This is a genomic window from Pseudomonas sp. PDM02, assembly GCF_014852285.1.
Classification (GTDB): domain Bacteria; phylum Pseudomonadota; class Gammaproteobacteria; order Pseudomonadales; family Pseudomonadaceae; genus Aquipseudomonas; species Aquipseudomonas migulae.
In genome coordinates this window covers 81,363-107,210 of sequence record NZ_JACVBL010000007.1, presented here as the reverse complement: position 1 = coordinate 107,210, position 25,848 = coordinate 81,363, and the positions used below count along the sequence as shown (strand labels likewise).

General features: G+C 59.0%; 23 protein-coding genes. 8 read left to right on the top strand and 15 right to left on the bottom strand.

Going from position 1 to position 25,848, the window contains the following annotated elements; genetic code table 11:
* Positions 1-5 precede the first annotated feature (5 nt).
* The gene (locus IB245_RS13925) at positions 6-812 is read right to left on the bottom strand and encodes an alkaline phosphatase family protein (RefSeq protein WP_192227872.1); all 807 of its coding nucleotides are present in this window, start codon (positions 810-812) and stop codon (positions 6-8) included.
* A 141-nt stretch (positions 813-953) separates the two neighbouring features.
* Positions 954-2,018, bottom strand: coding sequence for an ABC transporter substrate-binding protein (locus IB245_RS13920; RefSeq protein ID WP_192227871.1), 1,065 nt, complete (start codon positions 2,016-2,018; stop codon positions 954-956).
* Between the two features lie 349 nt (positions 2,019-2,367).
* On the opposite strand from IB245_RS13920, the gene IB245_RS13915 reads away from it, so the two are divergent.
* Positions 2,368-3,081 (top strand): UTRA domain-containing protein, encoded by a 714-nt coding sequence (locus IB245_RS13915; RefSeq protein WP_008030372.1) that lies wholly within the window; start codon positions 2,368-2,370, stop codon positions 3,079-3,081.
* 29 nt (positions 3,082-3,110) lie between these two features.
* Here IB245_RS13915 and IB245_RS13910 read toward each other — a convergent pair whose 3' ends face one another.
* Positions 3,111-3,878, bottom strand: coding sequence for a DODA-type extradiol aromatic ring-opening family dioxygenase (locus IB245_RS13910; RefSeq protein ID WP_008044355.1), 768 nt, complete (start codon positions 3,876-3,878; stop codon positions 3,111-3,113).
* Positions 3,879-3,980: 102 nt separating this feature from the next.
* Between IB245_RS13910 and IB245_RS13905 the strand changes: the two genes are divergently transcribed.
* Positions 3,981-4,637: a thiopurine S-methyltransferase gene (locus IB245_RS13905; RefSeq protein ID WP_008044357.1), complete on the top strand. Its 657-nt coding sequence runs from the start codon at positions 3,981-3,983 to the stop codon at positions 4,635-4,637.
* Positions 4,638-4,835: 198 nt separating this feature from the next.
* Here the strand turns inward: IB245_RS13905 and htpX are convergent, their stop codons facing one another.
* Together htpX and IB245_RS13895 are read right to left on the bottom strand one after the other, a co-directional pair.
* Positions 4,836-5,723: a protease HtpX gene (gene htpX / locus IB245_RS13900; RefSeq protein WP_008044359.1), complete on the bottom strand. Its 888-nt coding sequence runs from the start codon at positions 5,721-5,723 to the stop codon at positions 4,836-4,838.
* Positions 5,724-6,041: 318 nt separating this feature from the next.
* Positions 6,042-7,253 carry a pyridoxal phosphate-dependent aminotransferase gene (locus IB245_RS13895; protein ID WP_008030363.1) on the bottom strand — a complete coding sequence of 404 codons (1,212 nt, stop codon included), beginning with the start codon at positions 7,251-7,253 and terminating at the stop codon, positions 6,042-6,044.
* 226 nt (positions 7,254-7,479) lie between these two features.
* Here IB245_RS13895 and msrB point away from each other — a divergent pair, with 226 nt between their 5' ends.
* The 3 genes from msrB (at position 7,480) to IB245_RS13880 (ending at position 9,017) form a co-directional block, all read left to right on the top strand.
* The gene (gene msrB / locus IB245_RS13890; protein ID WP_192227870.1) at positions 7,480-7,875 is read left to right on the top strand and encodes a peptide-methionine (R)-S-oxide reductase MsrB; all 396 of its coding nucleotides are present in this window, start codon (positions 7,480-7,482) and stop codon (positions 7,873-7,875) included.
* Between the two features lie 198 nt (positions 7,876-8,073).
* Positions 8,074-8,559 carry a glutathione peroxidase gene (locus tag IB245_RS13885; RefSeq protein WP_008030357.1) on the top strand — a complete coding sequence of 162 codons (486 nt, stop codon included), beginning with the start codon at positions 8,074-8,076 and terminating at the stop codon, positions 8,557-8,559.
* Complete coding sequence (locus tag IB245_RS13880) at positions 8,556-9,017, top strand: MarR family winged helix-turn-helix transcriptional regulator (protein ID WP_008030355.1); 462 nt, start codon at positions 8,556-8,558, stop codon at positions 9,015-9,017. Before IB245_RS13885 ends, IB245_RS13880 begins: the two co-directional genes overlap by 4 nt.
* Here IB245_RS13880 and IB245_RS13875 read toward each other — a convergent pair.
* A complete protein-coding gene (locus tag IB245_RS13875) occupies positions 9,001-11,322 on the bottom strand; it encodes a response regulator (protein WP_318652969.1) in 2,322 nt (773 codons plus the stop codon). The two genes, IB245_RS13880 and IB245_RS13875, sit on opposite strands and share 17 nt — an antisense overlap.
* Before the next feature lie 165 nt (positions 11,323-11,487).
* Between IB245_RS13875 and IB245_RS13870 the strand changes: the two genes are divergently transcribed.
* Both IB245_RS13870 and IB245_RS13865 read left to right on the top strand, forming a co-directional pair.
* A complete protein-coding gene (locus IB245_RS13870; protein WP_008030353.1) occupies positions 11,488-12,378 on the top strand; it encodes an ATP-binding protein in 891 nt (296 codons plus the stop codon).
* Entirely contained in the window at positions 12,375-12,857 is a 483-nt protein-coding gene (locus IB245_RS13865) for a GAF domain-containing protein (RefSeq protein WP_008030351.1), read from the top strand. Before IB245_RS13870 ends, IB245_RS13865 begins: the two co-directional genes overlap by 4 nt.
* Here the strand turns inward: IB245_RS13865 and IB245_RS13860 are convergent, their stop codons facing one another.
* The 9 genes from IB245_RS13860 to IB245_RS13820 all read right to left on the bottom strand — a co-directional run bounded on the left by IB245_RS13860 (position 12,858) and on the right by IB245_RS13820 (position 24,334).
* A complete protein-coding gene (locus IB245_RS13860; protein ID WP_192227868.1) occupies positions 12,858-15,800 on the bottom strand; it encodes an HD domain-containing phosphohydrolase in 2,943 nt (980 codons plus the stop codon).
* Between the two features lie 50 nt (positions 15,801-15,850).
* Positions 15,851-19,150 (bottom strand): transporter substrate-binding domain-containing protein, encoded by a 3,300-nt coding sequence (locus IB245_RS13855; protein WP_192227867.1) that lies wholly within the window; start codon positions 19,148-19,150, stop codon positions 15,851-15,853.
* Between the two features lie 8 nt (positions 19,151-19,158).
* Complete coding sequence (locus tag IB245_RS13850; RefSeq protein ID WP_008030344.1) at positions 19,159-19,785, bottom strand: response regulator transcription factor; 627 nt, start codon at positions 19,783-19,785, stop codon at positions 19,159-19,161.
* A 250-nt stretch (positions 19,786-20,035) separates the two neighbouring features.
* A complete protein-coding gene (locus IB245_RS13845; protein WP_192227866.1) occupies positions 20,036-20,428 on the bottom strand; it encodes a response regulator in 393 nt (130 codons plus the stop codon).
* Positions 20,429-20,603: 175 nt separating this feature from the next.
* Positions 20,604-21,932, bottom strand: coding sequence for a deoxyguanosinetriphosphate triphosphohydrolase (locus IB245_RS13840; RefSeq protein ID WP_192227865.1), 1,329 nt, complete (start codon positions 21,930-21,932; stop codon positions 20,604-20,606).
* Positions 21,933-22,001: 69 nt separating this feature from the next.
* Positions 22,002-23,165, bottom strand: coding sequence for an EAL domain-containing protein (locus IB245_RS13835; RefSeq protein WP_192227864.1), 1,164 nt, complete (start codon positions 23,163-23,165; stop codon positions 22,002-22,004).
* 124 nt (positions 23,166-23,289) lie between these two features.
* Positions 23,290-23,631, bottom strand: a complete 342-nt coding sequence (locus IB245_RS13830) for a hypothetical protein (RefSeq protein ID WP_008044376.1) — start codon at positions 23,629-23,631, stop codon at positions 23,290-23,292.
* Entirely contained in the window at positions 23,628-24,017 is a 390-nt protein-coding gene (locus IB245_RS13825; protein ID WP_192227863.1) for a phage holin family protein, read from the bottom strand. Before IB245_RS13825 ends, IB245_RS13830 begins: the two co-directional genes overlap by 4 nt.
* Before the next feature lie 2 nt (positions 24,018-24,019).
* Positions 24,020-24,334 carry a DUF883 family protein gene (locus tag IB245_RS13820; RefSeq protein ID WP_008030332.1) on the bottom strand — a complete coding sequence of 105 codons (315 nt, stop codon included), beginning with the start codon at positions 24,332-24,334 and terminating at the stop codon, positions 24,020-24,022.
* Between the two features lie 305 nt (positions 24,335-24,639).
* Here IB245_RS13820 and IB245_RS13815 point away from each other — a divergent pair, with 305 nt between their 5' ends.
* Positions 24,640-25,848 carry an ammonium transporter gene (locus IB245_RS13815; protein ID WP_192227862.1) on the top strand — a complete coding sequence of 403 codons (1,209 nt, stop codon included), beginning with the start codon at positions 24,640-24,642 and terminating at the stop codon, positions 25,846-25,848.

Here is a 25,848-nt window from a genome sequence, read left to right as displayed (position 1 = left end):
GGCATTCACTTGAGCAGCTCCCGGCACACTGGTTTGTCGTGGGCCACGCCCAGCAGTTCGCAGACGGTGCCGCAGATGTCTGTCTGTTTCGGTTCGGCGCCGGCGTTGAAGCTGAAGGCGTCACCGAGCACGAACAGTGGCACTTCGCGCTCTTCCGGCAGCAGGCCGTTGTGGGAGCGGTCGTTGTTCATGCCGTGGTCGGCGGTCACCAGCACCTGGTAACCGGCGTCGAGCCAGCCTTGCAGGTAGTCGGCGAGAATAATGTCCGCCGAGCGGGCGCTGTTGCGGTATTGCGCGGTGTCGAGGCCGTGCTTGTGCCCGGCGTCGTCGATGTTCATGGGGTGCACCAGGAGAAAATTCGGTGCGTGACGCAGGCGCAGGTGTTCTGCGTCGGCGAACAGGTGCGAGTCCGGGTAGTGATCGTTCCAGTAGAAGTGCCCGTGCTGGATTGGCAATTCGGGGGCGTCGGTGTGACGGTCCCGGGCGGCCACGAACGGCGAGCGGTTGTACAACTCACTGACCCAGTGATAAGCCGCGGCAGCGGTTTTCAGGCCCGCTTCGCTGGCGTAGTGATAAATGCTGCGTTGGTTGGACAGGCGCGAAACGTTGTTGTGAACGATGCCGCTATCGATCGGCGTGACGCCGGTCAGGATGCATTCATACAGCGGACGGGACAGGGCCGGCAGTTCGCACTCCAGTTTGTAGAGTGCCGCGCGTCCTGCGCCGACGTAAGCCTGCAGGTGCCCCATGGCGTGGCGCGCAACCTCGTAATTGAGGCCGTCGAGCACGACAAGGATGACGTTGTGCTTCATAGGGGCGGGACTCCGGGAGACTGGAAATATCGTAGAAACCTGTAGGAGCGAAGCTTGCTCGCGAAAGCGTACTTTCAGTCAACATAACTGTTGAATTAAAGTCCCTCTTCGCGGGCAAGCCTCGCTCCTACAAATGAAGCATTACTTCATCTCGACGATGACTTCTTCGTTCCACTTCTGCGGCAGAGCCTTGGAAGTTTTTTCCCACGCATCCGCGTCTTTGATCGGCGTGACCTTTTTGTACTGCTCGTTCGGCAGCAGTTTGGCCTGGACTTCGGCTGGCAGGGTCAGGTGCTCGGCACGGATCGGACGGGCGTTACCCTTGGCCAGGTTGATCTGACCGGCATCGCTGAAGATGTATTCACGAGCCAGTTTGGCGGCGTTCGGGTTCTTGGCGTATTTGTTGATGATGGTGGTGTAACCGGAAATCACCGAACCATCGGAGGGGATCAACACCACGTAGTCATCCGGATTGGCCATCTTGGCCTTGTAGCTCAGACCGTTGAAGTCCCAGACCACGCCGACCTCGATTTCACCCTTTTCCATGGTGGCAATCGTCGGGTTGGCCATGGACAGGCGGCCTTGTTTCGCAATGTCAGCGAACAGCGCCAGGGCAGGCTGAAGGTTTTTCTCGTCGCCGCCGTTGGCAAGGGCCGCCGCCAGAACGCCGTTGGCGGCCTGAGCAGCGGTGCTCACGTCACCGATGGATACTTTGTATTTACCGGTTTTAAGGTCAGCCCATTTGGTCGGCGCTTCCGAACCGTGCAGCAGCTTTTTGTTGACGATGAACGCGATGGTGCCGGTGTAGGCCAGTGCCCAGTTGCCGTCCTTATCCTTCGCCCAGGCAGGCACCTGATCCCAGGTGCTCGGCTTGTACGGCTGGACCACGCCTTGCTTGACCGCGATAGGGCCGAACGCTGCACCGACGTCGCCGATGTCGGCCGTGGCGTTGTCTTTTTCAGCGGCGAACTTGGCGATTTCCTGCGCCGAGCTCATGTCGGTGTCGATGTGTTTCAGGCCGTAGATCTTGGCCAGGTCTTCCCAGGTGCCTTTCCAGTTGGCCCAGTCATCGGGCATGCCGACGCTGTTGACCGCACCTTCCGCTTTCGCAGCGGCTTCGAGGGTTTTCAAATCATCAGCCGCCATGGCGGCGGTGCACATGGCAATGGTCGAACCTAACAGTGATGCCAGGAAAAGCTTTTTCATCCGAAGCTCCTTTGGGCGTTTTCAACGCTGCGATTGCGGTTGTGTTGGTCTAGGTCAGCAATACCTGAGCCAATCTAGGCGCCCCTGATGACATTTTGATGTCGACCAGCGGTCCGTCTGCATTTTCTTCAGATCAACGCTCAGGCTTGCGAGTAAGCGTAGACCATGGCTAAAGAACTGATATGAAAGGACTTGGCCGTTAAATTGCACACGTTTGACTGCACCGTTCAGCGCCTTTGTCATCTGTCAGTCATGTGCAGTGCCTAGGCTTGCTGAAAGTTGACGGAGTCGTTTCAAATGACGGTTCTGCTCCGAAACAGTGCTGGTCTAGTCCAGATAGGTAACGTTGATGCGCATTGAGACAACCAAAGCGGTGACAGCCATCGGGCAGGTTCTTCAGGAACAGCTCGACCACGGCCTGTTGGCGCCTGGCAGCAAGTTACCGGCAGAGCGCAAGCTCAGTGAGTTGTTCGGCACGACACGCATTACCGTGCGCGAAGCGTTGTTGCAGCTGGAGGCTCAAGGGCAGATTTATCGCGAAGAACGCCGGGGCTGGTTCGTGTCGCCACCGCGCCTGGCTTACAACCTGATGCAGCGCAGCCACTTTCACGCGATGGTCAGCGCTCAAGGGCGGGTGCCATCTACCGAGGTGATTTCGGCACGCTTGCAGCCTGCGTCGGCGGCGGTCTGTGCCTGGTTGCAGTTGCCGGCGTTGTCGAGCGTGATTCAGATTTGCCGCGCGCGGCGAATTGATGAGCGGCTGGTGTTGTACGTGGAGCACTACCTCAATCCGCAGTATTTCCCGGGGATTCTGGAGTTTGATCTGAATCAGTCGATCACCGAGCTGTACGCGCGGCATTACGATTTGCATTACGGGCGGGTGCGCTTCGAGATCGTACCGACGGCGTTGTCGGTGGATGCGGCGGCGGCGTTACGGGTGTCGGTCGGGAGTCCGGGATTGCGCATCGCCCGGGTCAATTACGACCAACACGAACGCTTGATCGATTGTGACCTGGAGTTCTGGCGGCACGATGCGATCCATGTCGGTGTTGATGTGGTCTGAGCCTGGCCGCCGCAGGTCTCGGTTTTTCATTACCCGAAGCGGTAAATGTCCATGCCCAGCGCGCCCATGGTGAAACCCTGGTGGCTGACGCTGAATGCTCCGCCGGCACTGCGGGCAAAGTACAACGGCAACAAATGTTCATCGCTCGGGTGGTTGCGCACGGCGTTCGGTGCTTGCTGGCGATAGTCGTGTAACGCGGCTTCGTCGTTGGCCTCAAGTTTCTCGATCATCCAGTCGCGAAACACCTTCGCCCACGGTTCTACGCTTTCCGGTCCGGCGTGCCAGTCCAGTTCGCGCAGGTTGTGGGTGATGCTGCCCGAACCGATCAACAGCACGCCGTGTTCGCGCAGGCTGCTCAGGGCATGGCCAACGCGGGTTTGCAGCGCAGGACCGCCGCGTGTGGGCAGCGAGACTTGCACCACCGGGACATCCGCCTGCGGGTACATCAACGACAACGGCACCCAGACGCCATGGTCGAAGGGCCGTTTGCTGTCGATGCGGGCGGGCAGGTCACTGCGTTTCAGCAACTCGACAACCTCAGCGGCCAGTTGTGGATCGCCGGGTGCCGGGTATTGCACCTCGAACAACGCCTTGGGAAAGCCGCCGAAGTCATGCCAGGTTTCAGGCTGTGGATTGCCGCTGACCAGCAATTCATTGCTTTCCCAATGCGCGGAAACAATCACGATGGCCCGGGGTTTCGGCAATTCGGCAGCCAGGCGCGCGAGGGCCGGCCCACTGGCACCGGGTTCCAGTGCCAGCATGGGTGAGCCATGAGAGATGTAAAGGCTGGGGAACATGAAGGAGCTCCTGAGAGTAAGATGGGCCCATCTTCAGTCAGATCATTGATCTAAATCTAATATAAGTTTTAGGGTGTTTTGATCGAATTTTCGGAGATATTTATGCAGCCGGAGTTTTGGCACAAGCGATGGCAGTCGAATCAGATCGGCTTCCATCTGCCGCAGGTGAACCCTTATCTGCAACGTTTCTGGCCGCAATTGGGGCTGGAGGAGGGGGCGCGCGTACTGGTGCCGTTGTGTGGGAAAAGTCTGGATTTATTGTGGCTGGCGCACCAGGGTCATGAAGTCCTGGGAATTGAGCTGTCGGAAAAGGCTGTCGAAGATTTCTTCAGCGAACATCACTTTGACCCGAACGTCACTGAGCAGGGGCCCTTCAAGGTCTATCGAGCAGGCTCGATCGAGTTGTGGTGTGGTGATTTCTTCGAGTTGACGGCCGGCGATGTTGCCGATTGCGCCGGCCTGTACGACCGGGCGGCACTGATTGCTCTGCCGCCGGCCATGCGCGAGCAATACGCGGCTCATTTGAACCGGATTCTGCCAAAGGACGCGTTGGGGCTTTTGATCACGCTGGATTACGACCAGACGCAAAAAGACGGACCGCCGTTTGCCGTGCTTGATGATGAAGTGCAGCGGTTGTTCGGGGCTGTGTGGTCGTTGAAGATTCTGGAGGATCAGGACGTTCTGGGTGAGAGCTGGAAATTCGTCGAAAGCGGCGTGACGCGGCTTGAGGAGCGGGTTTATCGGGTTTCTGCCCGGTAATTGATGTTGCTTCTACCAGCCTCTTCGCGGGCAAGCCTCGCTCCTACAGGTTTTGTGTAATTCGCCGATTATGTGAACGACACAAATCCTGTAGGAGCGAGGCTTGCCCGCGAAGAGGTCCTGATGAACACCGCATTAATCAAGCAGACAAAAAAAGGCCCGCATCACTGCGGGCCTTTTCTTTTAGTGCCGAGCCTGTCAGCCCCGACGACGCAATGCGTCGATACGCTCTTCCAGCGGCGGGTGGCTCATGAACATGCGGGCGAACCCCTGTTTGATGCCACCGTTGATGCCGAAAGCGTTCAGGGTGTCAGGCATGTGCACCGGCAGCCCTTGTTCCGCACGCAGGCGTTGCAGTGCGCCAATCATCGCGTTGGTGCCCGCCAGGCGTGCACCGGCTTCGTCGGCACGGAACTCGCGTTTGCGCGAGAACCACATGACGATGGAGCTGGCCAGAATGCCCAGCACCAGTTCGGCGACGATGGTCGCGATGTAGTAGGCGATGCCCTGGCCTTCTTCGTTCTTGAAGATCACCTTGTCGACAAAGTTGCCGATGATCCGCGCGAAGAACATGACGAAGGTGTTCACCACGCCCTGGATCAGCGCCAGGGTGACCATGTCGCCATTGGCCACGTGACCGATTTCGTGGGCCAGAACGGCTTTCACTTCATCCGGCGAGAATCGCTCGAGCAAGCCCTGGCTGACCGCGACCAGTGCATCGTTCTTGTTCCAGCCAGTGGCGAACGCGTTCGCCTCGTAGGCCGGGAAAATCCCGACTTCCGGCATCTTGATCCCGGCTTCGCGAGACAGTTGCTCGACCGTTTGCAGCAGCCATTGCTCGTGACGTGTGCGCGGCTGGGTGATGATTTGGGTGCTGGTGCTCATCTTCGCCATCCACTTGGAGATGAACAGCGAGAACAGGGAGCCGGCGAAACCAAAGACCGCACAGAAAATCAGCAGCTGATTGAGGTTGAGATCAACCCCATTGGCCGCCATGAACCCGTTGAAGCCGAAAAGGCTCAGGGTGATGCTGGCAATCAGCACGACCGCCAGGTTAGTGGCCAAAAACAGCAGGATGCGCATCATGGTTGTAGAAATCTCCTTTTGCTAAAGATGTAGCGTACTGCGGGGTATATAAGGTGCTGCAACGGGCTATTCAACCGGGTGACTATTTCAAACTGTGTCCTACAGCAACAGTCTAGTCGCTTGCAGGGCATTTCCGACGTGGGCAGGGGAAGTGTTTGTCAGCCGATTCGCGTTGCGAGCCCCGTGATTGTTGGACGCGGTCACAAAGCTTGCTACCGGGCAGTGATTGCAGTGGGGATGTACGGCGAGGCTTAAAGATATGTTGCTGAATTAATCCTCGTGCGACTTTCGTGGAAAAGTCGCACGCGGCCAGTCCGATTACTGGCGATAGGATTTGAGGAAGTTGCCGATTCGTCCGATGGCCATGTCCAGGTCGTCGACACGCGGCAGGGTCACGACGCGGAAGTGGTCCGGCCATGGCCAGTTGAAAGCGGTGCCTTGAACCACCAGCAGCTTTTCCGACAGCAGCAGGTCGAGCACGAATTTTTCGTCGTTGTGGATCGGGCAGACTTTCGGGTCGATGCGCGGGAACGCATACAGCGCGCCCATCGGCTTGACGCAGCTGACACCGGGAATGTCGTTGAGCAATTCCCAGGTACGGTTGCGTTGTTCCAGCAGGCGACCTTGCGGCAGGACCAGATCGTTGATGCTCTGATAACCCCCGAGGGCGGTCTGGATCGCGTGCTGACTCGGAACGTTGGCACACAGGCGCATGTTCGCCAGCATGTCGATGCCTTCAATGTAGCTTTGCGCGTGATGTTTCGGACCGGAGATAGCAATCCAGCCAGAACGGAAACCGGCCACGCGATAGGACTTGGACAGGCCGTTGAAGGTCAGGCACAGCAGGTCCGGGGCCAGAGACGCGGTGCAAATGTGCACGGCATCGTCGTACAGAATCTTGTCGTAGATCTCGTCGGAAAACACCACCAGGTTGTGCTGACGGGCCAGTTCCAGCATGCCCAGCAGGACTTCCTTCGAATACACCGCACCGGTCGGGTTGTTCGGGTTGATGATCACCAGGGCCTTGGTGTTCGGGGTGATCTTGGCCTTGATGTCGGCCAGGTCGGGCCACCAGTTGGCCTGCTCGTCGCACAGGTAATGCACCGGGTTGCCGCCCGACAGGCTCACGGCGGCGGTCCACAGCGGGTAGTCCGGAGCCGGCACCAACACTTCGTCGCCGTTGTTGAGCAGCGCTTGCATCGACATCACGATCAGCTCGGAAACGCCGTTGCCCAGGTAAATGTCTTCAATGCCGACGCCTTCTACCTGCTTCTGTTGGTAGTACTGCATGACGGCTTTACGCGCGCTGAACAGGCCTTTGGAATCGCTGTAGCCCTGGGCGGTCGGCAGGTTGCGGATCACGTCCTGGAGGATTTCATCCGGCGCTTCGAAACCAAAAGGCGCCGGGTTGCCGATGTTCAGCTTGAGGATGCGATGGCCTTCCTCTTCCAGGCGTTTGGCGTGCTTGAGCACTGGGCCGCGAATGTCGTAGCAGACGTTGGCGAGCTTGTTCGATTTGCTGACCTGCATGGCGATGTGTTCCCGAAAATGAACGATCCAGGCGGTGTATGAACTACCGTACTGGGAATCCTGCGTATTCACACAGGCCTGGCGCCTTGAGAGGCAGCACCCATAAATCCGTTTGAATGCGCGTGGTCTGGCTGCCAGACTGGCGTTTGACGAGGCGCAATCATACGTGCCGCCCGATCCGTGGAAAAGGTACAGATCGGGCTTTTTCAGCTGCTGAGGTGTGATGATGGAAAAGTTGGAAAAAACCCTGGAAGAATGGAAGGCCATGCTCGATCCGGAGCAGTACAACGTTTGCCGCCTCAAGGGCACCGAACGGCCGTTTTCCGGCAAGTACAACGGCACCAAAACCGACGGTGTTTACCACTGCATCTGCTGCAATGAGCCGCTGTTCGACTCAAAAACCAAATTTGACTCTGGCTGCGGCTGGCCGAGTTTCTATGCGCCGATCGGCGACAGCGCCATGACTGAAATCCGTAATGTCAGCCACGGCATGATCCGTACCGAAGTGGTCTGCGCCAAATGCGATGCGCACCTGGGGCATGTGTTCCCGGATGGCCCGCCGCCGACCGGCCTGCGGTATTGCATCAACTCTGTGTGCCTGGATCTCGTTCCACGTTCGTAAACGGTTCACCGAAATACCCGTAGGAGCCAGGCTTGCCGGCGAAGGCGTCCGCATCGGCGATGCATGAATCAAGGTCGCCATCGCCAGCAAGCCGGCTCCTACAGTTCGGATGTGCTCCCAGGATCGATTAATTAAATTGCACACAATTCAATTGCTCGCTATGTTTACCTCATCTTCTTTCATTCGAGAGTCCGAATCATGAGCGACAACCTGCTGAGCATCCCTTGCACCACCATCAAGGGTGAGAAAAAGACCCTGGCGGATTACGCCGGCAAAGCGGTGCTGGTGGTCAACACCGCGAGCAAATGTGGCTTCACGCCGCAATACAAAGGGCTGGAAGAACTGTGGCAGACCTACAAGGATCAAGGGCTGGTGGTGCTCGGTTTCCCGTGCAACCAGTTCGGCAAGCAGGAGCCGGGCAATGAAGGCGCGATTTCCGAGTTCTGTGAACTGAACTTCGGTGTCAGCTTTCCGCTGTTCAAAAAGATCGACGTTAACGGTGCCGACGCCCACCCGCTGTTCGTGCAGCTGAAAAAACGCGCACCGGGTGTTCTGGGTTCTCAGGGCATCAAGTGGAACTTCACCAAATTCCTGATCGGCAAGGACGGCCAACTGGTCAAGCGCTTCGCTCCCGCGACCAAGCCGCAAGACCTCAGCCGCGAGATCGAAGCCCTGCTCAAATGAATACCTTGTCCGTCGATTCCCTGAAGCTCGACAGCCAGCTCTGCTTCAAGCTGTACGCCGCTTCCCGGGCGGTGATCCGCGCTTACAAGCCGATGCTCGATCAGCTCGGCCTGACGTACCCGCAATACCTGGCGATGCTGGTTTTGTGGGAATGGCAGGAGGCGGCGCCGGAGCAGCCGACGGTCAAGGCGTTGGGCGAGCGCCTGGCGCTGGATTCCGGCACGTTGACGCCGCTGCTCAAGCGACTTGAACAACTGCAACTGGTGCAGCGTCAGCGTTCAGCGCGGGATGAGCGTGAAGTGCACCTGAGCCTGTCGCCCACGGGCAAGGCGTTGCGCGATCAGGTCGGGCCGCTCAAAGCCCGACTGTTGTGTGACAGCGGTGTCGATCTGGATCGCTTGAATGATCTGCGCGAGGGCCTTGACCACTTGTTGGGACAAATCAAGGCACTGTCGTAGCGGGCATCCACAGGTCCAGCAGGGCGGCCAGTTCTTCCCGGCGGAAAGGTTTGGCCAGGTAATCGCTCATGCCCGCCGCACGGCAGCGTTCGCGTTCTTCGGACATGGCGTTGGCGGTCAGGGCGACGATGGGCAATTGCGGCCAGCGACCGCTGCGACGGATTTGCCGACTGGCTTCGTAGCCGTCCATCACCGGCATGTTGCAGTCCATCAGCACCAGATCGAATTCGCTTTGCTCCAGTTGATCCAGAGCCTCGCCGCCGTGAGCGGCGACAATCACCTCGCAGCCGAGTTTGCCGAGCATGCCCTTGGCCACCAATTGATTGACCGGATTATCCTCCACCAGCAGCACCCGTCCGCGGCGCTGGGGAGTGAGCGCCTCCAGTCGCGCATCGTTGATGGTGTTGATTTCCGGCTGCAACACTCGCCGCAGTGTCTGGTACAGCGCATTGCGCGCCAGAGGACGGGCCTGTTGTTGTAACGGCGCCAGGGCGCTGGCCTGTTCGCTGGGCATGAAACTGCCGTAAGCGGTCACCAGCAGAATCGGTGCGGTACAGGTGGGGCGCAGGCGAAACAGGCATTCCGGGCAATCGGTGATGACCACGTCGGACTTCAGACCAATCATCGCGTCATCGATCGAACGCTGCTGATAGTCGAGCCCCCAACCCGGCAACAGACTCTTCAACAGTTCCGCCAGGCCGCTGCTGCCGGTGGTGATCGCGATCACCTTGCCGTGCAGCGTGGCCGGGGCGAAGGCGCGGGTGTGGCTCGGCAGCGGCAGGTCGGCGCAGAACTGGCTGCCGAAACCGGCTTCCGAGCTGATGGTGAGGCGCCCCTGCATGGCTTCGCAGAGGTTGTAAGTCAGCGCCAGCCCCAGCCCGGTGCCGCCAAACTGTCGGGTAATGCCGGCGCCGGCCTGGGTGAATGGCTGGAAAATCTTGACCTGAGCGTCCTGGGCGATGCCGATGCCAGTGTCGCAGACTTCGATTCTGACGCCGTCTTCGTACGTCGACAGGCGCACATCGACCCGGCCGAAACGGGTGAATTTGAGGGCGTTGGACAACAGGTTGCTGACGATCTGCCGGACCCGGGTCGGGTCACCGAGCACCAGCGCCGGGAATGTCGGTTCGATCAGGCACGTCAGTTCGACGCTTGGCGCCGCGTTTTGCGACAGCAGGTTGGCGGTGTCCTCGATCAGCGAACCGAGGTCGAACGGAATGTGTTCGAGTTCAAGCTGACCGGCGTCGAATTTCGACAGGTCGAGAATATCGTTGAGCAACTCCACCAGCACTTTGCCCGAGTCATGGGCGATAGACAGTTGTTGCTGTTGCTCGGCATTGAGCGGGCCGTCGAGGGACAGCGCGATCATCCCCAGCAAGCCATTGAGGGGCGTACGGATCTCGTGGCTCATGTTGGCGAGAAAAACCGAGCGTGCCTCGGCCATGTCCAGGGCGGTGCTGCGCGCGACTTCCAGTTCCTGGTTGGACTGGCTGAGCCGGCTGTTGATCGCCTTGAGTTCGGCGGTGCGCGCCGACACGATGTTTTCCAGTTGCCCGAGGTAATCGGTCAAACGGTTTTCAGCGTTGCGCCGCTGCTGGATTTCAGTGGCAATGTTCTCGAATTGCTGGTTGGCAACCTTGACCAGCACGCCGATCTCATCGTTTTTATGCCCGCTCGGATACTCCAGCCAGGTCGGTTCGACACTGCGCGGATCGCGGCTGCTGAGTTCGCGGATAACCCGCACCAGCGGTTTGGTCAGCATCACATAGAACAGCGCCAGCAGGATGCCGGTCAGGATCAGGCTGCGGGCAAAGCCGTTGAGCAGGGTCACTTCGGCCCGACGCAGGAAGCGGTTGCCGAAAGAATAGGTGTCGACTTCCAGGCGCAAGGTGCCGAGGGATTCGTTGGGCAAGTGATCCAGATACAGCCGGTCTTCGAACGCTCGGTTGGCACCGAACAGAAAGTCGCTGATCACCCGATAGCTGCTCTGCGATGGCGGGCGCTTGACACTGGCGAGCACCGAGCCGTTGTTGTCGGTCAGTTGCGCAGCGATGATCGCCGGTGAACGCAGCAGGCCCAGGGTCAGTTCCTGGGCGAGTTCGGCGTCGATGTTGTAGGCAATGCGCGAAGCGGGGTTATGGCTGATTTCCAGCAAAGACACTATTTCACGGTTGATGGAGGCGTCTTCACTGGCATAATCGATGCCTATTTGCAGCAGGCTGAGCAGCGTACCCAGAATGAAACCGACCAGCACGGTAAGCCGGGCTTGCTTGTAGGACAGCCGGTTGGTGAACTTGATATCCATGGGGTGTCGAACCACTTCCGTTTCCCTTCGCTGCTCAAGCATAGTCGATCATGCATGGATACCGATGTTCTCGCGAGCCCTTGTGCACGGGATGAACACGTCTGTGAATGCTGTATTTCGTCGCTGTAGCGCCATCATTACTGTGAACGTGCCCGAGGAGAAGACGTGGATTCCCGATTGAATGCTTTTCTTGAACGCGCCGATGCCGTTCTGGCCCGTATCGAACCGCTCTTGCCCGCACCTCGGCAAGCCATCGACTGGACGCATTGCCTGGCCGCACGCTGGCAGCGGGAAGGGCGCAGCGGTTTTCTGCTGCCGCTGCAGGTCAGCCTCGATACGCGGCTGTCCGACCTGATCGGTGTTGACCGCCAAGTAGAGCAACTGGGTCGAAACACTCAACAATTCCTCGACGGCATGCCAGCCAACCACGCGTTGCTCTGGGGCTCGCGTGGCACCGGTAAATCGTCGCTGGTGCGCGCGCTGCTGGCCGAACACGCCAAGACCGGTCTGCGACTGATCGAGATCGAACGCGATCACTTGGCCGACTTGCCGCGTGTGGTCGAGCAAATCGCCAAACTGCCCCAACGTTTCGTGCTGTTCTGCGATGACCTGTCGTTCGAGGCGGGCGAGGGCGATTATCGCGTGCTCAAGAGCGTGCTCGACGGCTCTCTCGAACAGGCGCCGGACAACGTTTTGCTGTACGCCACTTCCAACCGTCGCCACCTGGTGCCGGAAAAGGAAAGCGATAACGAAAACTGGAAAAGGGTCGACGGCGAATTGCACCCCAGCGAGGCTGTGGAAGACAAGATCGCGCTGTCGGACCGTTTCGGCCTGTGGCTGTCGTTCTATCCGTTTACGCAGGAACACTTCCTCAATGTGGTCGAGCACTGGATCGGTCAGTTGGCCGACAAGGCCGGCCTGAAGTGGCAGCGTGACGAAGAACTGGACATCCTCGCGGTGCGCTGGGCCACCGGCCGAGGCAATCGCAACGGACGTTGCGCCTATCAATTTGCCCGCTATTGGGTCGGGCTGAAGCTGTTGGAGCACAAGGCATGATCGATTTACAACAAAGCGGCCAAGGCCTTGAAGGCTACGGCATGCTGCACGCACAACTGGAATCCTTGTTGGCGGACGAGCGTGATTTTATCGCCAACGCCGCACAGTTTTCCGCGTTCCTGTACAACCAGCTCGACGACTTGAACTGGGCCGGTTTCTACCTCAATCGCAATGAAGAGCTGGTGCTGGGTCCGTTCCAGGGGCAGATCGCTTGCGTGCGCATCCCGTTCGGTCGTGGCGTGTGCGGGACAGCGGCGGCGACGTTGCAGACTCAGTTGGTCGAAGACGTGCACGCCTTTCCCGGGCACATCGCCTGCGACAGCGCATCGAACAGCGAACTGGTTGTGCCGCTGGTCAAGGACGGCCGCCTGATCGGCGTGCTGGACCTCGACAGCCCGAAACTGGCGCGCTTCACCGAACACGATCAAGCCGGGATTGAAAAACTGGCGGCCATCTTCCTGCGCCTGACCGACTGCTGATCACGCCCTCAAGCCTGCCTTGGCCAGCAGGCCTGGCGGGTCTACGGCATCGATCTGTTGCGGATCGAGAAATCGCTCGGCGTATTGCCGGTAGATTTCGGCGTTGATGAACAGCCTGAACAGCTCCGGGTCGATGTGGGCGTCACGGCACATGGTGGCCATGATGCCCAGTGCTTCGCTCAACGGCTTGGCTTTCTTGTAGGGACGATCGGCGGCGGTCAGCGCTTCGAAAATATCGGCAATCGCCATCATCCGCGCCGGCAGGCTCATTTCCTCGCGCTTCAACTGTTTTGGATAACCGGTGCCGTCCATTTTTTCGTGGTGGCCGCCGGCGATTTCCGCGACGTTGTTGAGGTGGCCGGGGAAGGGCAGGTGGTTGAGCATCAGGATCGTCTGCACCATGTGGTGATTGATGATGTAACGCTCCTCGCGCGTCAACGTGCCTCGGGCGATGCTCAGGTTGTAGAGCTCGCCCCGGTTGTACTTGTAGCGGGGCACATCGAGTTTGAACCCCCAGGGATTGTCTTCCGGCATCAGCTCGCCTTCGGCGCGTTCGAACAGGTGCTCCGGTTTGTCCGCCAGCAGCGGCTCGCTGACCGGCAGGGTCGGCGCCGATGTTCGCGCCTGACGCCGGTTCTCTTCCCAGGAAACGCCCAACCGGTCATCAAGGGTTCGGGTCCAGGTGCGCTGGGCCAGGTTGCGCAGGCGTTGCAAATCGGACTCGGCCATCGCCTCGCCGCCCAGATTGCAGCGGGCAACAAACGCGAAATCATCGTCCAGCGCCGCCAGAGTGGCATCGCGCAGTTCCGCCAGGTGCTGCTCGTCACCGCCCTGAGCAATGGCTTGCCAGTAGCTGATCCAGGCATCGCGCTTGAGCACTTCGAAGCGGGTGCGGATTTCGTGGATGCGGTCGTTCAGTGTTTCCAGCTTGGTGGCTTTATCGACCACGTACTCCGGCGTGGTGACCTTGCCGCAGTCATGTAGCCAGGCGGCGATGTGCAGCGCCTCCCACTCGTCCTCGGTCGGTTGATAACTGCTGAAGGCCGGGTCCTGACTCGCCGCGGCAGCCTGGGCGAGCATCAACGTCAGCGCCGGCACTCGCTGACAATGGCCGCCGGTGTAAGGGCTTTTCGCGTCGATGGCACCGGCCAGCAGTTGAATGAACGCGTCCAGCAGCTGTTTTTGTTTGGCTTGCAGGCGCTGACTTTCGATACTCACGGCGGCCGCGCCGGACACCGCCTGAAGGAACGCGATACGGTCCGGACGAAGCTTTTCCAGATCACTTTGATCGCCGCTGTCCGCCAGCAACAGGACCAGCAGGCCCACGGTTTCGTTATGGCGATTGTGCAGGCGGATACCGATCAGATGCACCCGCGGGCATTCCATCGTCAGCAACACTTTCTGCAAATCCCCCACCTGTTCGAAACCGAGACTGGTGACCACGTTGTCGGCATGCGACAGCTGCTGTAGCCAGGCAGGGCTCTGTGGGTCCTGGAGTTCATGGCTGCGAATGTCGAATGAGGGCAATGCCTGTGAAATGTCGTTGATGACCAGGCCATGAGGTGTCATGCGATCGCCGTCATTTTCCCGCAGATAGATCAGGCCCGCCTGGGCCTGTCCGATTTTCACGGTTTCGAACAACACCCTTTCCAGCAAGGGGGCAAACCGGGTCTCGGCGCTCAGGCTGTCGGTGATCCGGAAAAAACTCGCCAGGGTGTCTTTCATGCGCGCCATCGACACGCTCAGTTGGTCGACTTCGAGTACCGGAGAGCGACGGGAGGCCGGAAATTTGAAATTGAAACTGCGAATCGCATCGGCTTCCTGCACCAGAGCGCGCAGGGGGGTGACCAGAATTCTGGAGGTCAACCAGCCCAAGGGCAGGCACAAAAGCAACGTGGCCAGCGTAATCAGCGCGCCCTGCCAACGCATGCGGTACGCATCGGCGAGCAATTCGTCTTCCGGCACCAGCAGCGCCAGTTGCAGCCCCTGCGGACCACCTTCCTGCATGCTGCTGCGGGCAACGATCCACTGCCGGCCGGCGGCCCTCAGCCGATTGCCTGTTGGCGGGTTGTTCAGCAATGCGCCGAGGCCGGGACTCAGGTCGGCAGCCTTGCTCAAGCGTGCGGTCTGATCGTCGACGATCAGTTTGTTGCTGTCGGGGTATGCGATGGCATTGCCCTGGGCATCGAACAGCACGATTTCGGTATTGGGGGTTACAACGTGCTTGGCCAGCGTCGCGGACAGTTCCGCCAGGGTCAGGTCGGCGCCCATGATGGCGTGCTCGCCGCTGCGCCGGGCGAGGGTGGTGCCGATATTGCGGGTGGAGAAAAAGAGGTAGGGCTCGGTGGTGATCTGATCGCTGTCGCCGCGAGCGCTGGAGTACCAGGCGCGGGTGCGCGGATCGTAGGTGTCGTCGGGGTTGTCGTGACGGCTGAGGAGGTTCAGGTCCTGATCGAAAAACAATGACTGGGAATGCACCGGGCCGCGGTTTTGCTCGATGCTCCAGACTTGATAAACCGCTTTGTCCGGGGCCTTGAGCAGCGCTTTCAGGGTGGCGGTTCGCAAGGGGCGAACCATGAAGAAATCACCGTTGTCGTAACCCAGATACAGCGAGGCCAGGTCAGGATTGTCCTTGAGCGACTGGCTGAAGGGTTTGAGTAATGCCAGGCGCTGCTCCAGGTCAGGTGCTTGCGCCGCCGGGTTGAACACCAACAGGCTCAACAGATGGCGAATGGGCTCATAGGTGGCGTGCAGGTCCAGGCGGACATCTTGCTCGATGCGCTCGAAGAGCTTCTCACTGCTGGACAGAATGATTTGCGTGGTTTGCCCATAGTTGAAAATGCCCAGCACCACGCCAGTCAGCAACAACAGGAAGGTGAACATCACGCTGATATGGACGTGCAGGGGAAACCGTCGTTGATCCGGGCGCAGTGGGCTGGTCATTGCGGGGTCTCTCCATGATGTTTAACACACTGCTCAGCGCCCAAGCATAGTTAAGGCTCCGTCATTCTGCTTTTGTCGTTTTGCCCAATTTGTTGCTGCAATGCCTGTTCCAGTTCAAGCATGGCGCGCTCCATGGCTTTGCAGCATTGCGCCACTTCTTCTTGATGGAAGACGCCAAGGCAGACCTGCTCAAGCGCCTCGCAGCTGTCCATCAAACGGGTGGCCTGGACAATGCGCGCGGCGCCCTTGATTTTGTGGGCGATGTCGAGAAAAGCCCGCGGGTCTTTTGACCGGGATAATGCCCGCAGCGCTAGCAGGTCCTGGCGGTTACTGCTCTGCAGCTCGGTCAACAATCGCCTGTCCATCACGGGATTGCCACCGGTCAACAGGTGCAGACCTTGCAGGCTGAAGGCGGGATCGCGAACGGGCGGTTTGATGCCGGCCACCCATTCGCTCAACGCGGTCAGCGTCAGTGGCTTGAACAGGCAGTCGTCCATCCCGGCTTGTTTGCAGCGCAGTAACTCTTCGGGCTGTGCGTTGGCGGTGAAGCCGAGCACGGTGCAGGGCGGTCGTTTCGAATGCTGTTCATGGCGGCGAATGGCGCGGGTCAGCTCGTATCCGTTCATGACCGGCATGTTGGAATCGACAATCACCAGGTCGAACAGCCCGTTTTTCCACGCTTCCAGTCCAGCTTCGCCGTCCTCTGCGACGCTGAATCGATGCCCCAAAAACTCCAGTTGCTGACACATCAGCAAGCGATTGGCCGGGTGATCGTCGACCACCAGAACGTTCAAGGGCGTCGTCGTGTGGATGGGCACTTCGGCAGCTTTCGGCACCTGTTCGACGGGCACTGTGGCCAGGTGCAGCGAAACCTGAACCTGCGTGCCTACCCCCGGCTGGCTGCTCAAATGCAGGCTGCCGCCCATCATTTCGCACAGGCTTCGGCTGATCACCAGACCCAACCCGGCGCCGCCTCTGCCGGCCTGCCCTTGGTCATTGGCCTGGGCGAAAGGTTCGAACAGGCGTTGCTGATCCTGTTCGCTGATACCGATGCCGCTGTCCTCAACCAGCAACAGCATCCGGATGTGCCCGGGCTCGGTGCCCGGGAGCAACTCAACGGTGATTCTGACCTCGCCTTGCTCGGTGAATTTAATGGCGTTGCTGACCAGATTCGACAGCACCTGCTTGAAACGCATTGGGTCCAGCAGGACACCGACGGGCGGGTTGGCCGGGTTGAACTCAAGTCGCAGATCGAGGTTTTTCTGGCGGGCCAGCCCATCGAAGATCCTTGCAACCGAGCCGATGATTTCAAGCGGATTGACGTGTTGCGGGCTCAGGCTCAAGCGCCCGGATTCGATGCGGGCGATGTCGAGAATGTCCCCGATCAGTGCCAGCAGGTCCTTCGCTGAGTTGTACGCCACGTCGATGGCCGGGCGATCCGGATGGTTGCGATCGATCCGTCTCAGCGTCAGTTCGAGCATGCCGATGACGGCATTCATCGGGGTGCGGATCTCATGGCTCATGGTCGCCAGGAACGTGCTTTTGGCCCGGTTGGCTTCATCGGCGCGATCTTTCGCGCAGCGCAGCTCGTCGAACAGTTGCCGCCGTTCACGCAATTGATCGTTCAACGCACGCTCAGCCGCCTGACGTTGTTTGATCTGACGACGCATGTAAGCGTTCCAGGCAGCGGAAATCAGCAGCAGTACGCCGGCACCGATAACGATCTGATAGAACAATCGCTGGTAGTTGCGCCAGGTACTTTGCGATGAAGCCGAATAGCCACGCCAGCGGCTGTTGATGATGCCAAGCTCTTCCGGCGCGATGCTCAGCAGCGCCTTGTTGAGGATGGCGTTGAGTTCTTTGGCGTCTTGCCCGGTCGCCAGCGAGAACGCGGCCTGGCGGGTGCCGATGCTGGTACTGATCTGAAGCGTGTGTTCAAAGAGACGCGATGACATGAAGTAGTTGGCGATCACCAGAGAGTTCACCGCACCTTCCGCTTTGCCTTCGGCGAGCAACTCAACCGCGCTGAACGTGTCTGGCGTCTCTATCAGCTTGATTCGCGGGAACTCGCGGCGCAGGTAATCCACCAGTGGGTTGCCTTGGGCGATAGTCAGGCGCTTGCCTTGCAGTTGCTCAAGGTTGGTCGGGCTGTCGGCGGCTTTGCGCGTCAGCAACACAAAGGAGTTTTGCAGATAGGGACGGGTGAAGTTCAGGATCGTTTCACGTTCATCGCTGGGGAGCAGGGCAGCGATCACGTCGGCCTGATGGTCTTTGATCTGTTTGATCATCTCGTCATCGCTTCGGCTGCGTCGGATGTCGAAGCGCAGGCCGGTACGCAATCTGATCAGTTCGAGCAGGTCTGCGGTAACGCCGCGAAAGTTGCCATCGCTGTCGAAAAACGTCAGCGGTGCATAGGCTTCATTGACCACCACGCGCACCACCGGATGTTGCGCGAGCCAGCGTTCTTCGAGGTGGGTGAGCTGCAGTTTCTGGTCGGTGAGCAGGATGTCGCTGCCGGCACTCCAGCGTTCGGCAATGTTTTCCCGTTCGCTGGCGGGGATGGCCATGAGCATCGCGTTGATGATTGCGAGCAGTTCCGGGTTGTCTTTGTGCACGGCAAAACTGAATCCGTGGGCCTCGTGTTTGCCGAAGTTGGCCATGCGGATATTGTTCAGGTAACCCTTGTTGATCATGTAGTGGGTCGAGATGGTGTCGCCGAGGAAGACGTCAGCCTGGTCGAAAGCCACGGCATTAATTGCATTCTGATAGGACGGATAAGACGTGATAACGGCTTTGGGATACAGGGCCCGGACTTCCTCCAGCGGCAAATAGTGATACACCATGCTCAACCGCAGACCGGCGAGGCCGTCGGTCAGGGATCGGGTTTCTCCTTCCCGTGTCACCAGAACCGGCTGGTCCACGGCGTAGGGGGTTGAAAGCACGATATCGGCGTTGTGAGCCTCGAAGCCATTGGCGGTGCCGAGCAGATCGACCTCGCCTTTTTCGAGCGCCTTGATCGCAGCCCCTCGGGACGCGAAGCGCTGCACCTTGATCGGCAAACCGATGGCCTTGCCGAGGAGGCCCGCGTAATCGGCGGTGAAACCTTCGTAATCCTGGCCGCTGACGGTCAGGTCGAAAGGTGGGTAGTCCGGCGCTGACGTGCCGAGAATCAGTTGCCGTTTACCGCTGATCCATTGTTGTTGTGCTTGATCCAGTTGGACGTCCAGGTGTCCGGCCGTTGAGCGACTGAGCAGGTTGTAGTGCTCGCTGGCTGGCTGTGCGGCAAGCACCGAAGAGGTCAGGCATACGGCGGCCATGAGTAGCAGATAATCCTTTATGCGACTGGGCATCCTGTGTCTCACACCAATGCGTTACGTTTTGCCATCTCGATGAGTTCAACCAGGGATTTGGCTCTGAGTTTTTGCATGAGTCTTTTTTTGTAGGTGCTCACAGTCTTGTTGCTGAGAAACATGCCTTTGGCAATTTCCTTGTTGGTGCGGCCCTGGGCAAAAAGTTGCAACACCATCAGCTCTCGGTCGTTGACTGACTTGAACAGTTCCAGTTCTGCACAGCGCACCTCATCGCCGCGAACAGGGTTCAGGGCCTGGCTCGGGAAGTAGTTGTAACCGGACAATACTGCTTTGATAGCACTTACCAGTTCACTCAGGTCTTCCTGTTTGCATACATAACCTGAAGCACCGGACTGCATGCAGCGAATACCGAAAAGTGTCGGGCACTGTGCAGTTAATACCAGTGTTTTAAGGGGGGTACTCATTGCGTTGAAGCGGGCGAGAACTTCGAGGCCATCCAGTTTCGGAATACTGATATCGAGAATGACCAGGTCGGGCATGCATTCGCGAACCATCTGCATGGCATCGACCCCATTGTCGGTTTCGCCGACGACTTTGTAGCCTTCGTGCTCCAGCAACATTCGGACGGCAAGACGGATGACGGGGTGATCGTCGACAATAAAAACGGAGTTCATAATCAAATCCCATACGAGCTCTAATAAAGCGCGCACCTTAGCTCAGATAGTTGAGGGGACGCATGAACTGACGGACCACAAGCAGCAATATAGGAAAAATCCTACAAACGAATAGGAAAGGGGCTACGAATCAACTAGGTTTTTAATGAAGATGGCTGGAAGTTGCGTGTGATCAACCTGCCTGTTGGAAGTTTTTGTTTGTTGTTTTCAAGTTGTGTGTTGATAAATAGTTATCGCAGTTGTGCTGTTTTTATAGTGAGGCCAAGGTCAATAAGTTTCTGAATTCGGATTGTTTCAAGGGCTTGATCAAATAACCAAGTAAGGGTAGCCCGTGCTCGTGGGCTGTTTTCTCAATGTCATCAAGTTCTGTACAACTCAGACTGCTTAACAGTATGGCCTGCCTGATCATTCCTCGCTGACTGGCGAACCGGACAAGATCAAGTCCCGGAAGGTCGGGCAAACACTGATCGCACAATAGAATATCGAACGGTTGCACAGCCCTGAACATTTGCTGCAACGCGCCTTTGGCACTGTCGGTGGTGGTCAGTTGAGTGAAACCGTAACTTTCAAGCAGGTACTGAGTTGCCCTGAGTTGAAAGGGATGATCTTCCACCAGCAGGATGCGCAGGTCGTCTTTGAACATGGAGTTACTCACGCTTCGTCTCTGGGACGCGTGATTATTTCGCGAGTATTCCGAGTTATCGATCAGCTTGCTCGACGTGAGGTGTAGGGCGATTCAGCGAGCGTTGAGTGCACTTGGGCGTTGGGAGGCTGATCAGCCATTTCAGGCGGCGTAATGGCTGATCAACCTGCTCTCGTCAGTGGCTCGAACGACCGGTCATCTCCAGGGCCATTTCGCTGGCATAGCTGTCGGTCATGCCGGCGATGAAGTCAATCATGCGCAGGAACGACGTGTGCAATGGCCCGTGAGGGTCTGGCGCGTTGTTACCCAGCAAATCGAGGATGCGACGGCTCTTGAACGAAGGCGCCCGCCCGTTGTGCTGTTCCAGGGCTGCGCCGCAGAAGGCGTTGAGCAGGATTTCCAGCGTGGTATAGGCACCGATTTCGTGCAGGGTCTTGCGCTTGTCCTGAAAGATTTTCTTGCGCGCCATGTCCTTGGCATTCAGTACGCAACGCTTGGCCGGACCGTGCATGTGCTCCACCAGATCACCGGGCAGTGTACCGGCCAGCAATGCATCCTGTTGCTCGACAAAAGCGCGGGCGGCGGCGTTGGTCAGGTGTTCGATGGCTTTGCCGCGCAGAATCGCCAGTTTGCGTCGGCGCGAATCACGCGGGCCGAGCAGGCGATAGGTTTCCGGCAGATCGTCGCCGACCAGGTCCAGCAACAGGGACTCGACTTCAGCGTACTCCAGCAACTCCATTTCCAGACCGTCTTCCAGATCGATCAGCGCGTAGCAGATGTCATCGGCGGCCTCCATCAGATAGACCAGCGGATGGCGGGCCCAGCGCTGATCTTCGAGCTGCGGCAGGCCGAGTTTATGGGCGATCTGCTCCAGCAGCGGCAGTTCACTTTGATAGCAGCCGAATTTGTGCTTTTTGTAACCCAGCGAATCGGCGTGCATGGCCGTCCATGGGTATTTCAGGTAAGTGCCCAGCGTGGCGTAGGTCAGCCGGGTACCGCCATCGAACTGATGGTACTCAAGTTGGGTGAGCACCCGGAAACCTTGGGCGTTGCCTTCGAAGTTGAGGAAGTCATTGCGTTCGGCTTCGCTCATTGCATCCAGCCAGCCGCGGCCGGCGGCCTGTTGGAACCAGTGACGGATCGCGTCTTCGCCGGAGTGGCCGAAGGGCGGGTTGCCGATGTCGTGGGCCAGGCAAGCGGATTGCACCACCATGCCCAGGTCACTGGGTTCGCACCAGTCGGGCAGGGCGCTGCGGATGGTTTCACCGACACGCATGCCCAGCGAGCGGCCGACGCAACTGACTTCCAGCGAGTGGGTCAGGCGCGTGTGGATGTGATCGTTGCTGGTGACCGGATGCACCTGGGTCTTGCGTCCGAGGCGGCGAAACGCTCCCGAGAAAATGATGCGGTCGTGGTCTTTGTGGAAAGGGCTGCGGCCGAGTTCTTCCGGGCTGTGCAGCGGCTTTCCGAGGCGTTCGCGGGTAAGCAGGGTTTGCCAATCCAAGGCTGATTCTCTCCGTCAGGTGACTGATGCCTTAAGCTTCCCGGTTCGCGTCAGGACCTGCAAGCGGAACTACAGCCCCGCAGCGTCGATGTCGATGAGCAGCAGTCGCTCGCCGTTGGCGAAAAATTGCCCGGCGGTGAGGCAGTACTGGTTGCTGGTGGCGTCGCGGTAAGTGTTGGAAAGCGTCAGTCGGCGCTCATCCCAACCCTCCGCCAGCAAATGATAAAAGTACGGACGCCATGACCAGTTATGGCCCAGGTAGCGATCGTCGGCTTCCCAGCCGCTGTTACGCCATTCGAGGTTGGGCGTCAGTTGAGTGCCGTGGCGGTCGCATTGATAGAAACGCAAGAGCCAGGGAAAGGCGTCCAATTGTGGCAATGCGCTGAGCGGCGCGCTGGCCTGGGCCCAGGCTTGCAGAATCGCCATCAGCTCGCAAAGTTGCTGGCGCATGATCATCAGGCGACCGCGCTCAGCCAGTTTCTGCTGTACATAGCGCTGACGCAGCTGGGCAAAGCGCTTGACGAAGGCGTCTGTGGCGAAGAAGTCTGCTTGCGCGCGGGCAAACAGAAAACCCTGCACATAGCGCGATCCGCACTCCAGGGCAAAATTCAGTTGAGCCTCGGTTTCCACCCCTTCGGCAATGATCCAGCACCCGGTTTTCTCCGCCATTTGCGCCAGGGCCTTGACCACGTCGCTGCTGGGGCCGCCCAACGCCGCGGCCTGGAACAGTCGCATGTCGAGCTTGAGAATGTCCGGTTGCAGGGCCAGCACGCGATCAAGCTGTGAGTAACCGGCACCGAAATCATCGATGGCGATTCGCGCGCCGGCGTGTCGGTATCGCGCCACCACGTCGGCCAGACGCTGAATGTCACCGCCCAGTTCAGTGATCTCGAACACAATTCGCTGCGGGTCGACGCCGTGCCGGCTCAATTGCTTGAGGCTCGGCAGTGCCTGGTCTGCACGCAAGCGACTGATCCAGCGCGGTGACATGTTCAGGCTGAGAAACCACTCCGGGGGCGCTTCATGCAAACGGCTCAGGGCGTTATCGCGGATCTGGCGGTCCAGGCGACGCAGGGCGATGGCGGGTGTTCTCGGGTCGGCGAACAGTGGACCCACCGAGGCCAATTGACCGTCGGCCTGACGCAGTCGGCCCAGTGCTTCGACGCCGGCGATACGGCCGGTGGCGGTATCGATGAACGGCTGAAAGCAGGCGAGCGGTTGCCCGTCGATCACGAGGCCTCCTTAGTAAGGTCTTGTTTTTGGATTGAACCTGATGCCGGGTAGGCGTGCAGGTTTGAACCCCTCGATAAAGAGGTTCATCCCGGTGATGTTGCAAGAATGCAGCCAGCTAGTGGCTTCAGTGTTTGGGCGAGTTGCCTTGCAGGATCAGCTTGATCAGCGGCCCCAGCGTGGTGCCTAGCCGAACCAGTCGAGTCAGGCTGCTGACGCCACCGCTCTTGGCGCCCTTGCCGGTCAAAAAGCCCAGCAGGGTCACGGCCGCTACGCCCCAGAGCGGGGCGTGCTTGATGCCGAAGCCGTCTTGCAGGTTTTGCGTCATCCCGCGCACACGTTGCAAGGGTTGCAGCAGTTGCGCGGATTCGTGACGGATTTCCTGGCGATGCATTTCCATGCGCAGACGGATCAGCGCCTTGCGCATTTCCGTGCGCGAGCTGTTGTGAGGCAGTTCAGGCAGGCTCATGGCAGCAGACGCTCCCGATCGTTGGCCAGTTCTTCCAGGGTGCCATTGAAGGGCGAGGATTCATCGAAAATCGCTGCTCTCAAGCGCATCGCGCAGAAGATGGCCGCGAGGGTGTAGAACACGCAGAGCCCGATGATGGCGGGCAGGCGATAGGTGTCCCAAAACAGGATCAAAACCAGCGTCGACAACCCCACCAGCAACAGCAAGGCAAACACCAGCGCCAGGCCTGCGAACAGCAGCAGGCTGACGGTGCGGGCTTTTTGTTCCTGCAATTCGATGCCGAACAGTTCGACATGGCTGTGCAGCAGTCCAAGGAAAGCGGCACCCAGGCGCCGCGATGAGGAGCTTGGGCCCGTCGCGGACGAGCCGGATTCACCGATCGCCATAATCAGCGCCGTGTTGCCAGCAGACCGATCAGGAAACCCACGCCGGCCGCGATCCCGACCGATTGCCATGGGTTGGCCTGAACATAGTCTTCAGTGGCGGTGACGGCGGCCTTGCCGCGTTCGCGCAGGGAGTCTTCAGTCAGTTTCAAGGTTTCGCGTGCACGCAGCAGGCTGTCGTGGATCTGTTCGCGCAACTCATCCGCCTGATCACCGGCCAATGTGGCGGTGTGTTCCAGCAACCGCTCGGTGTCGCTGACCAGGGTCTGGAAGTCGTTCATCAGGATTTCTTGAGCAGTCTTTGCCTTGATGCTGGCCATTGGTGATCTCCGTAAGTGGCTTCTGTTGCGTTCGAGTATGAGCCTTGCGCGAAGGTTCAGTACAAATGACTGGTACAACTTTTGCTATGTCGTGGTGCGTCAGCCCGCGTGTTTGCGCTGTTGCTGGGCAAGAATCGAGCAAAACCTTATCTCAAATAATGAAACCTCGCGCAAAGGTTCCAACCTTGTGCGCCAAAGTGACTCATCGGGATCAATGGACTGATCCGGCGAAGTTGCAACTTGGTGCATGAATTGTCTGCGCGAACTGCTTTGGTGCTTTTTTAGCCTTCAGGTCTGCCAACTCCATGGAAAATCTGCAAAGCGCTGTGGACAGTCTGGTCCATAGCTCCAACACGTTGTTCATTCTGATCGGTGCAGTCATGGTCTTGGCCATGCACGCCGGTTTTGCCTTTCTCGAAGTCGGCACGGTTCGACAGAAGAATCAGGTTAACGCCTTGTCGAAGATCCTCAGCGACTTCGCCATTTCGACCCTTGCCTACTTCTTTATAGGCTATTGGATTTCCTACGGGGTCACCTTCATGCAACCGGCGGCGGTGATCAATGCCGATCATGGCTATGGCCTGGTGAAGTTTTTCTTTCTGCTGACGTTCGCCGCAGCCATACCGGCAATCATTTCCGGCGGCATCGCCGAGCGCGCCCGGTTCGTTCCGCAGTTGTGTGCGACGGCGTTGATCGTGGCGTTCATCTATCCCTTTTTCGAGGGCATGATCTGGAATGGCAACTTTGGCTTGCAGGCCTGGTTGCTCGCGCGCTTTGGTGCCAGCTTCCATGATTTCGCCGGTTCGGTGGTAGTCCATGCCATGGGCGGCTGGCTGGCGCTGGCAGCGGTGTTGTTGCTCGGGCCGAGGCAAGGTCGCTATCGCGAGGGACGCCTGGTGGCGTTCGCACCGTCGAGCATTCCTTTCCTGGCCCTGGGCTCGTGGATTCTCATCGTGGGCTGGTTCGGTTTTAACGTGATGAGCGCGCAAACCTTGCAGGGCGTTAGCGGGTTGGTCGCGGTGAACTCGCTGATGGCCATGGTGGGCGGCACCGTGGCGGCGCTGATCGTTGGGCGCAATGACCCGGGCTTTCTGCATAACGGCCCGTTGGCCGGGCTGGTGGCGATTTGCGCCGGTTCCGATCTGATGCACCCGGTCGGCGCGCTGGTGACCGGCGCCATCGCCGGGGCGCTGTTTGTCTGGTGCTTTACCGCTGCGCAAGGCAAATGGCACATCGATGACGTATTGGGTGTCTGGCCGTTGCACGGTCTGTGCGGTGTCTGGGGCGGGATCGCCTGTGGCATTTTCGGTCAGAGCGCACTGGGTGGCCTGGGTGGGGTGAGCCTGGTCAGTCAGTTGATCGGAACCTCCCTCGGGGTGGTCGTGGCGCTGGCCGGCGGCTTCACCGTGTATGGCGTGATCAAGGCGTTCCATGGCCTGCGCCTGAGTCAGGAAGAAGAGTATTACGGCGCGGACCTGTCGGTGCACAAGATCGGCGCCGTGAGCCAGGACTGA

Bases quoted from the DNA above. Each gene is read 5' to 3' on its own strand.
- IB245_RS13925 (WP_192227872.1), bottom strand. From the start codon at position 812: ATGAAGCACAACGTCATCCTTGTCGTGCTCGACGGCCTCAATTACGAG.
- IB245_RS13920 (WP_192227871.1), bottom strand. From the start codon at position 2,018: ATGAAAAAGCTTTTCCTGGCATCACTGTTAGGTTCGACCATTGCCATG.
- IB245_RS13915 (WP_008030372.1), top strand. From the start codon at position 2,368: ATGCGCATTGAGACAACCAAAGCGGTGACAGCCATCGGGCAGGTTCTT.
- IB245_RS13910 (WP_008044355.1), bottom strand. From the start codon at position 3,878: ATGTTCCCCAGCCTTTACATCTCTCATGGCTCACCCATGCTGGCACTG.
- IB245_RS13905 (WP_008044357.1), top strand. From the start codon at position 3,981: ATGCAGCCGGAGTTTTGGCACAAGCGATGGCAGTCGAATCAGATCGGC.
- htpX (WP_008044359.1), bottom strand. From the start codon at position 5,723: ATGATGCGCATCCTGCTGTTTTTGGCCACTAACCTGGCGGTCGTGCTG.
- IB245_RS13895 (WP_008030363.1), bottom strand. From the start codon at position 7,253: ATGCAGGTCAGCAAATCGAACAAGCTCGCCAACGTCTGCTACGACATT.
- msrB (WP_192227870.1), top strand. From the start codon at position 7,480: ATGGAAAAGTTGGAAAAAACCCTGGAAGAATGGAAGGCCATGCTCGAT.
- IB245_RS13885 (WP_008030357.1), top strand. From the start codon at position 8,074: ATGAGCGACAACCTGCTGAGCATCCCTTGCACCACCATCAAGGGTGAG.
- IB245_RS13880 (WP_008030355.1), top strand. From the start codon at position 8,556: ATGAATACCTTGTCCGTCGATTCCCTGAAGCTCGACAGCCAGCTCTGC.
- IB245_RS13875 (WP_318652969.1), bottom strand. From the start codon at position 11,322: ATGGATATCAAGTTCACCAACCGGCTGTCCTACAAGCAAGCCCGGCTT.
- IB245_RS13865 (WP_008030351.1), top strand. From the start codon at position 12,375: ATGATCGATTTACAACAAAGCGGCCAAGGCCTTGAAGGCTACGGCATG.
- IB245_RS13860 (WP_192227868.1), bottom strand. From the start codon at position 15,800: ATGACCAGCCCACTGCGCCCGGATCAACGACGGTTTCCCCTGCACGTC.
- IB245_RS13855 (WP_192227867.1), bottom strand. From the start codon at position 19,150: ATGCCCAGTCGCATAAAGGATTATCTGCTACTCATGGCCGCCGTATGC.
- IB245_RS13850 (WP_008030344.1), bottom strand. From the start codon at position 19,785: ATGAACTCCGTTTTTATTGTCGACGATCACCCCGTCATCCGTCTTGCC.
- IB245_RS13845 (WP_192227866.1), bottom strand. From the start codon at position 20,428: ATGTTCAAAGACGACCTGCGCATCCTGCTGGTGGAAGATCATCCCTTT.
- IB245_RS13830 (WP_008044376.1), bottom strand. From the start codon at position 23,631: ATGAGCCTGCCTGAACTGCCTCACAACAGCTCGCGCACGGAAATGCGC.
- IB245_RS13825 (WP_192227863.1), bottom strand. From the start codon at position 24,017: ATGGCGATCGGTGAATCCGGCTCGTCCGCGACGGGCCCAAGCTCCTCA.
- IB245_RS13820 (WP_008030332.1), bottom strand. From the start codon at position 24,334: ATGGCCAGCATCAAGGCAAAGACTGCTCAAGAAATCCTGATGAACGAC.
- IB245_RS13815 (WP_192227862.1), top strand. From the start codon at position 24,640: ATGGAAAATCTGCAAAGCGCTGTGGACAGTCTGGTCCATAGCTCCAAC.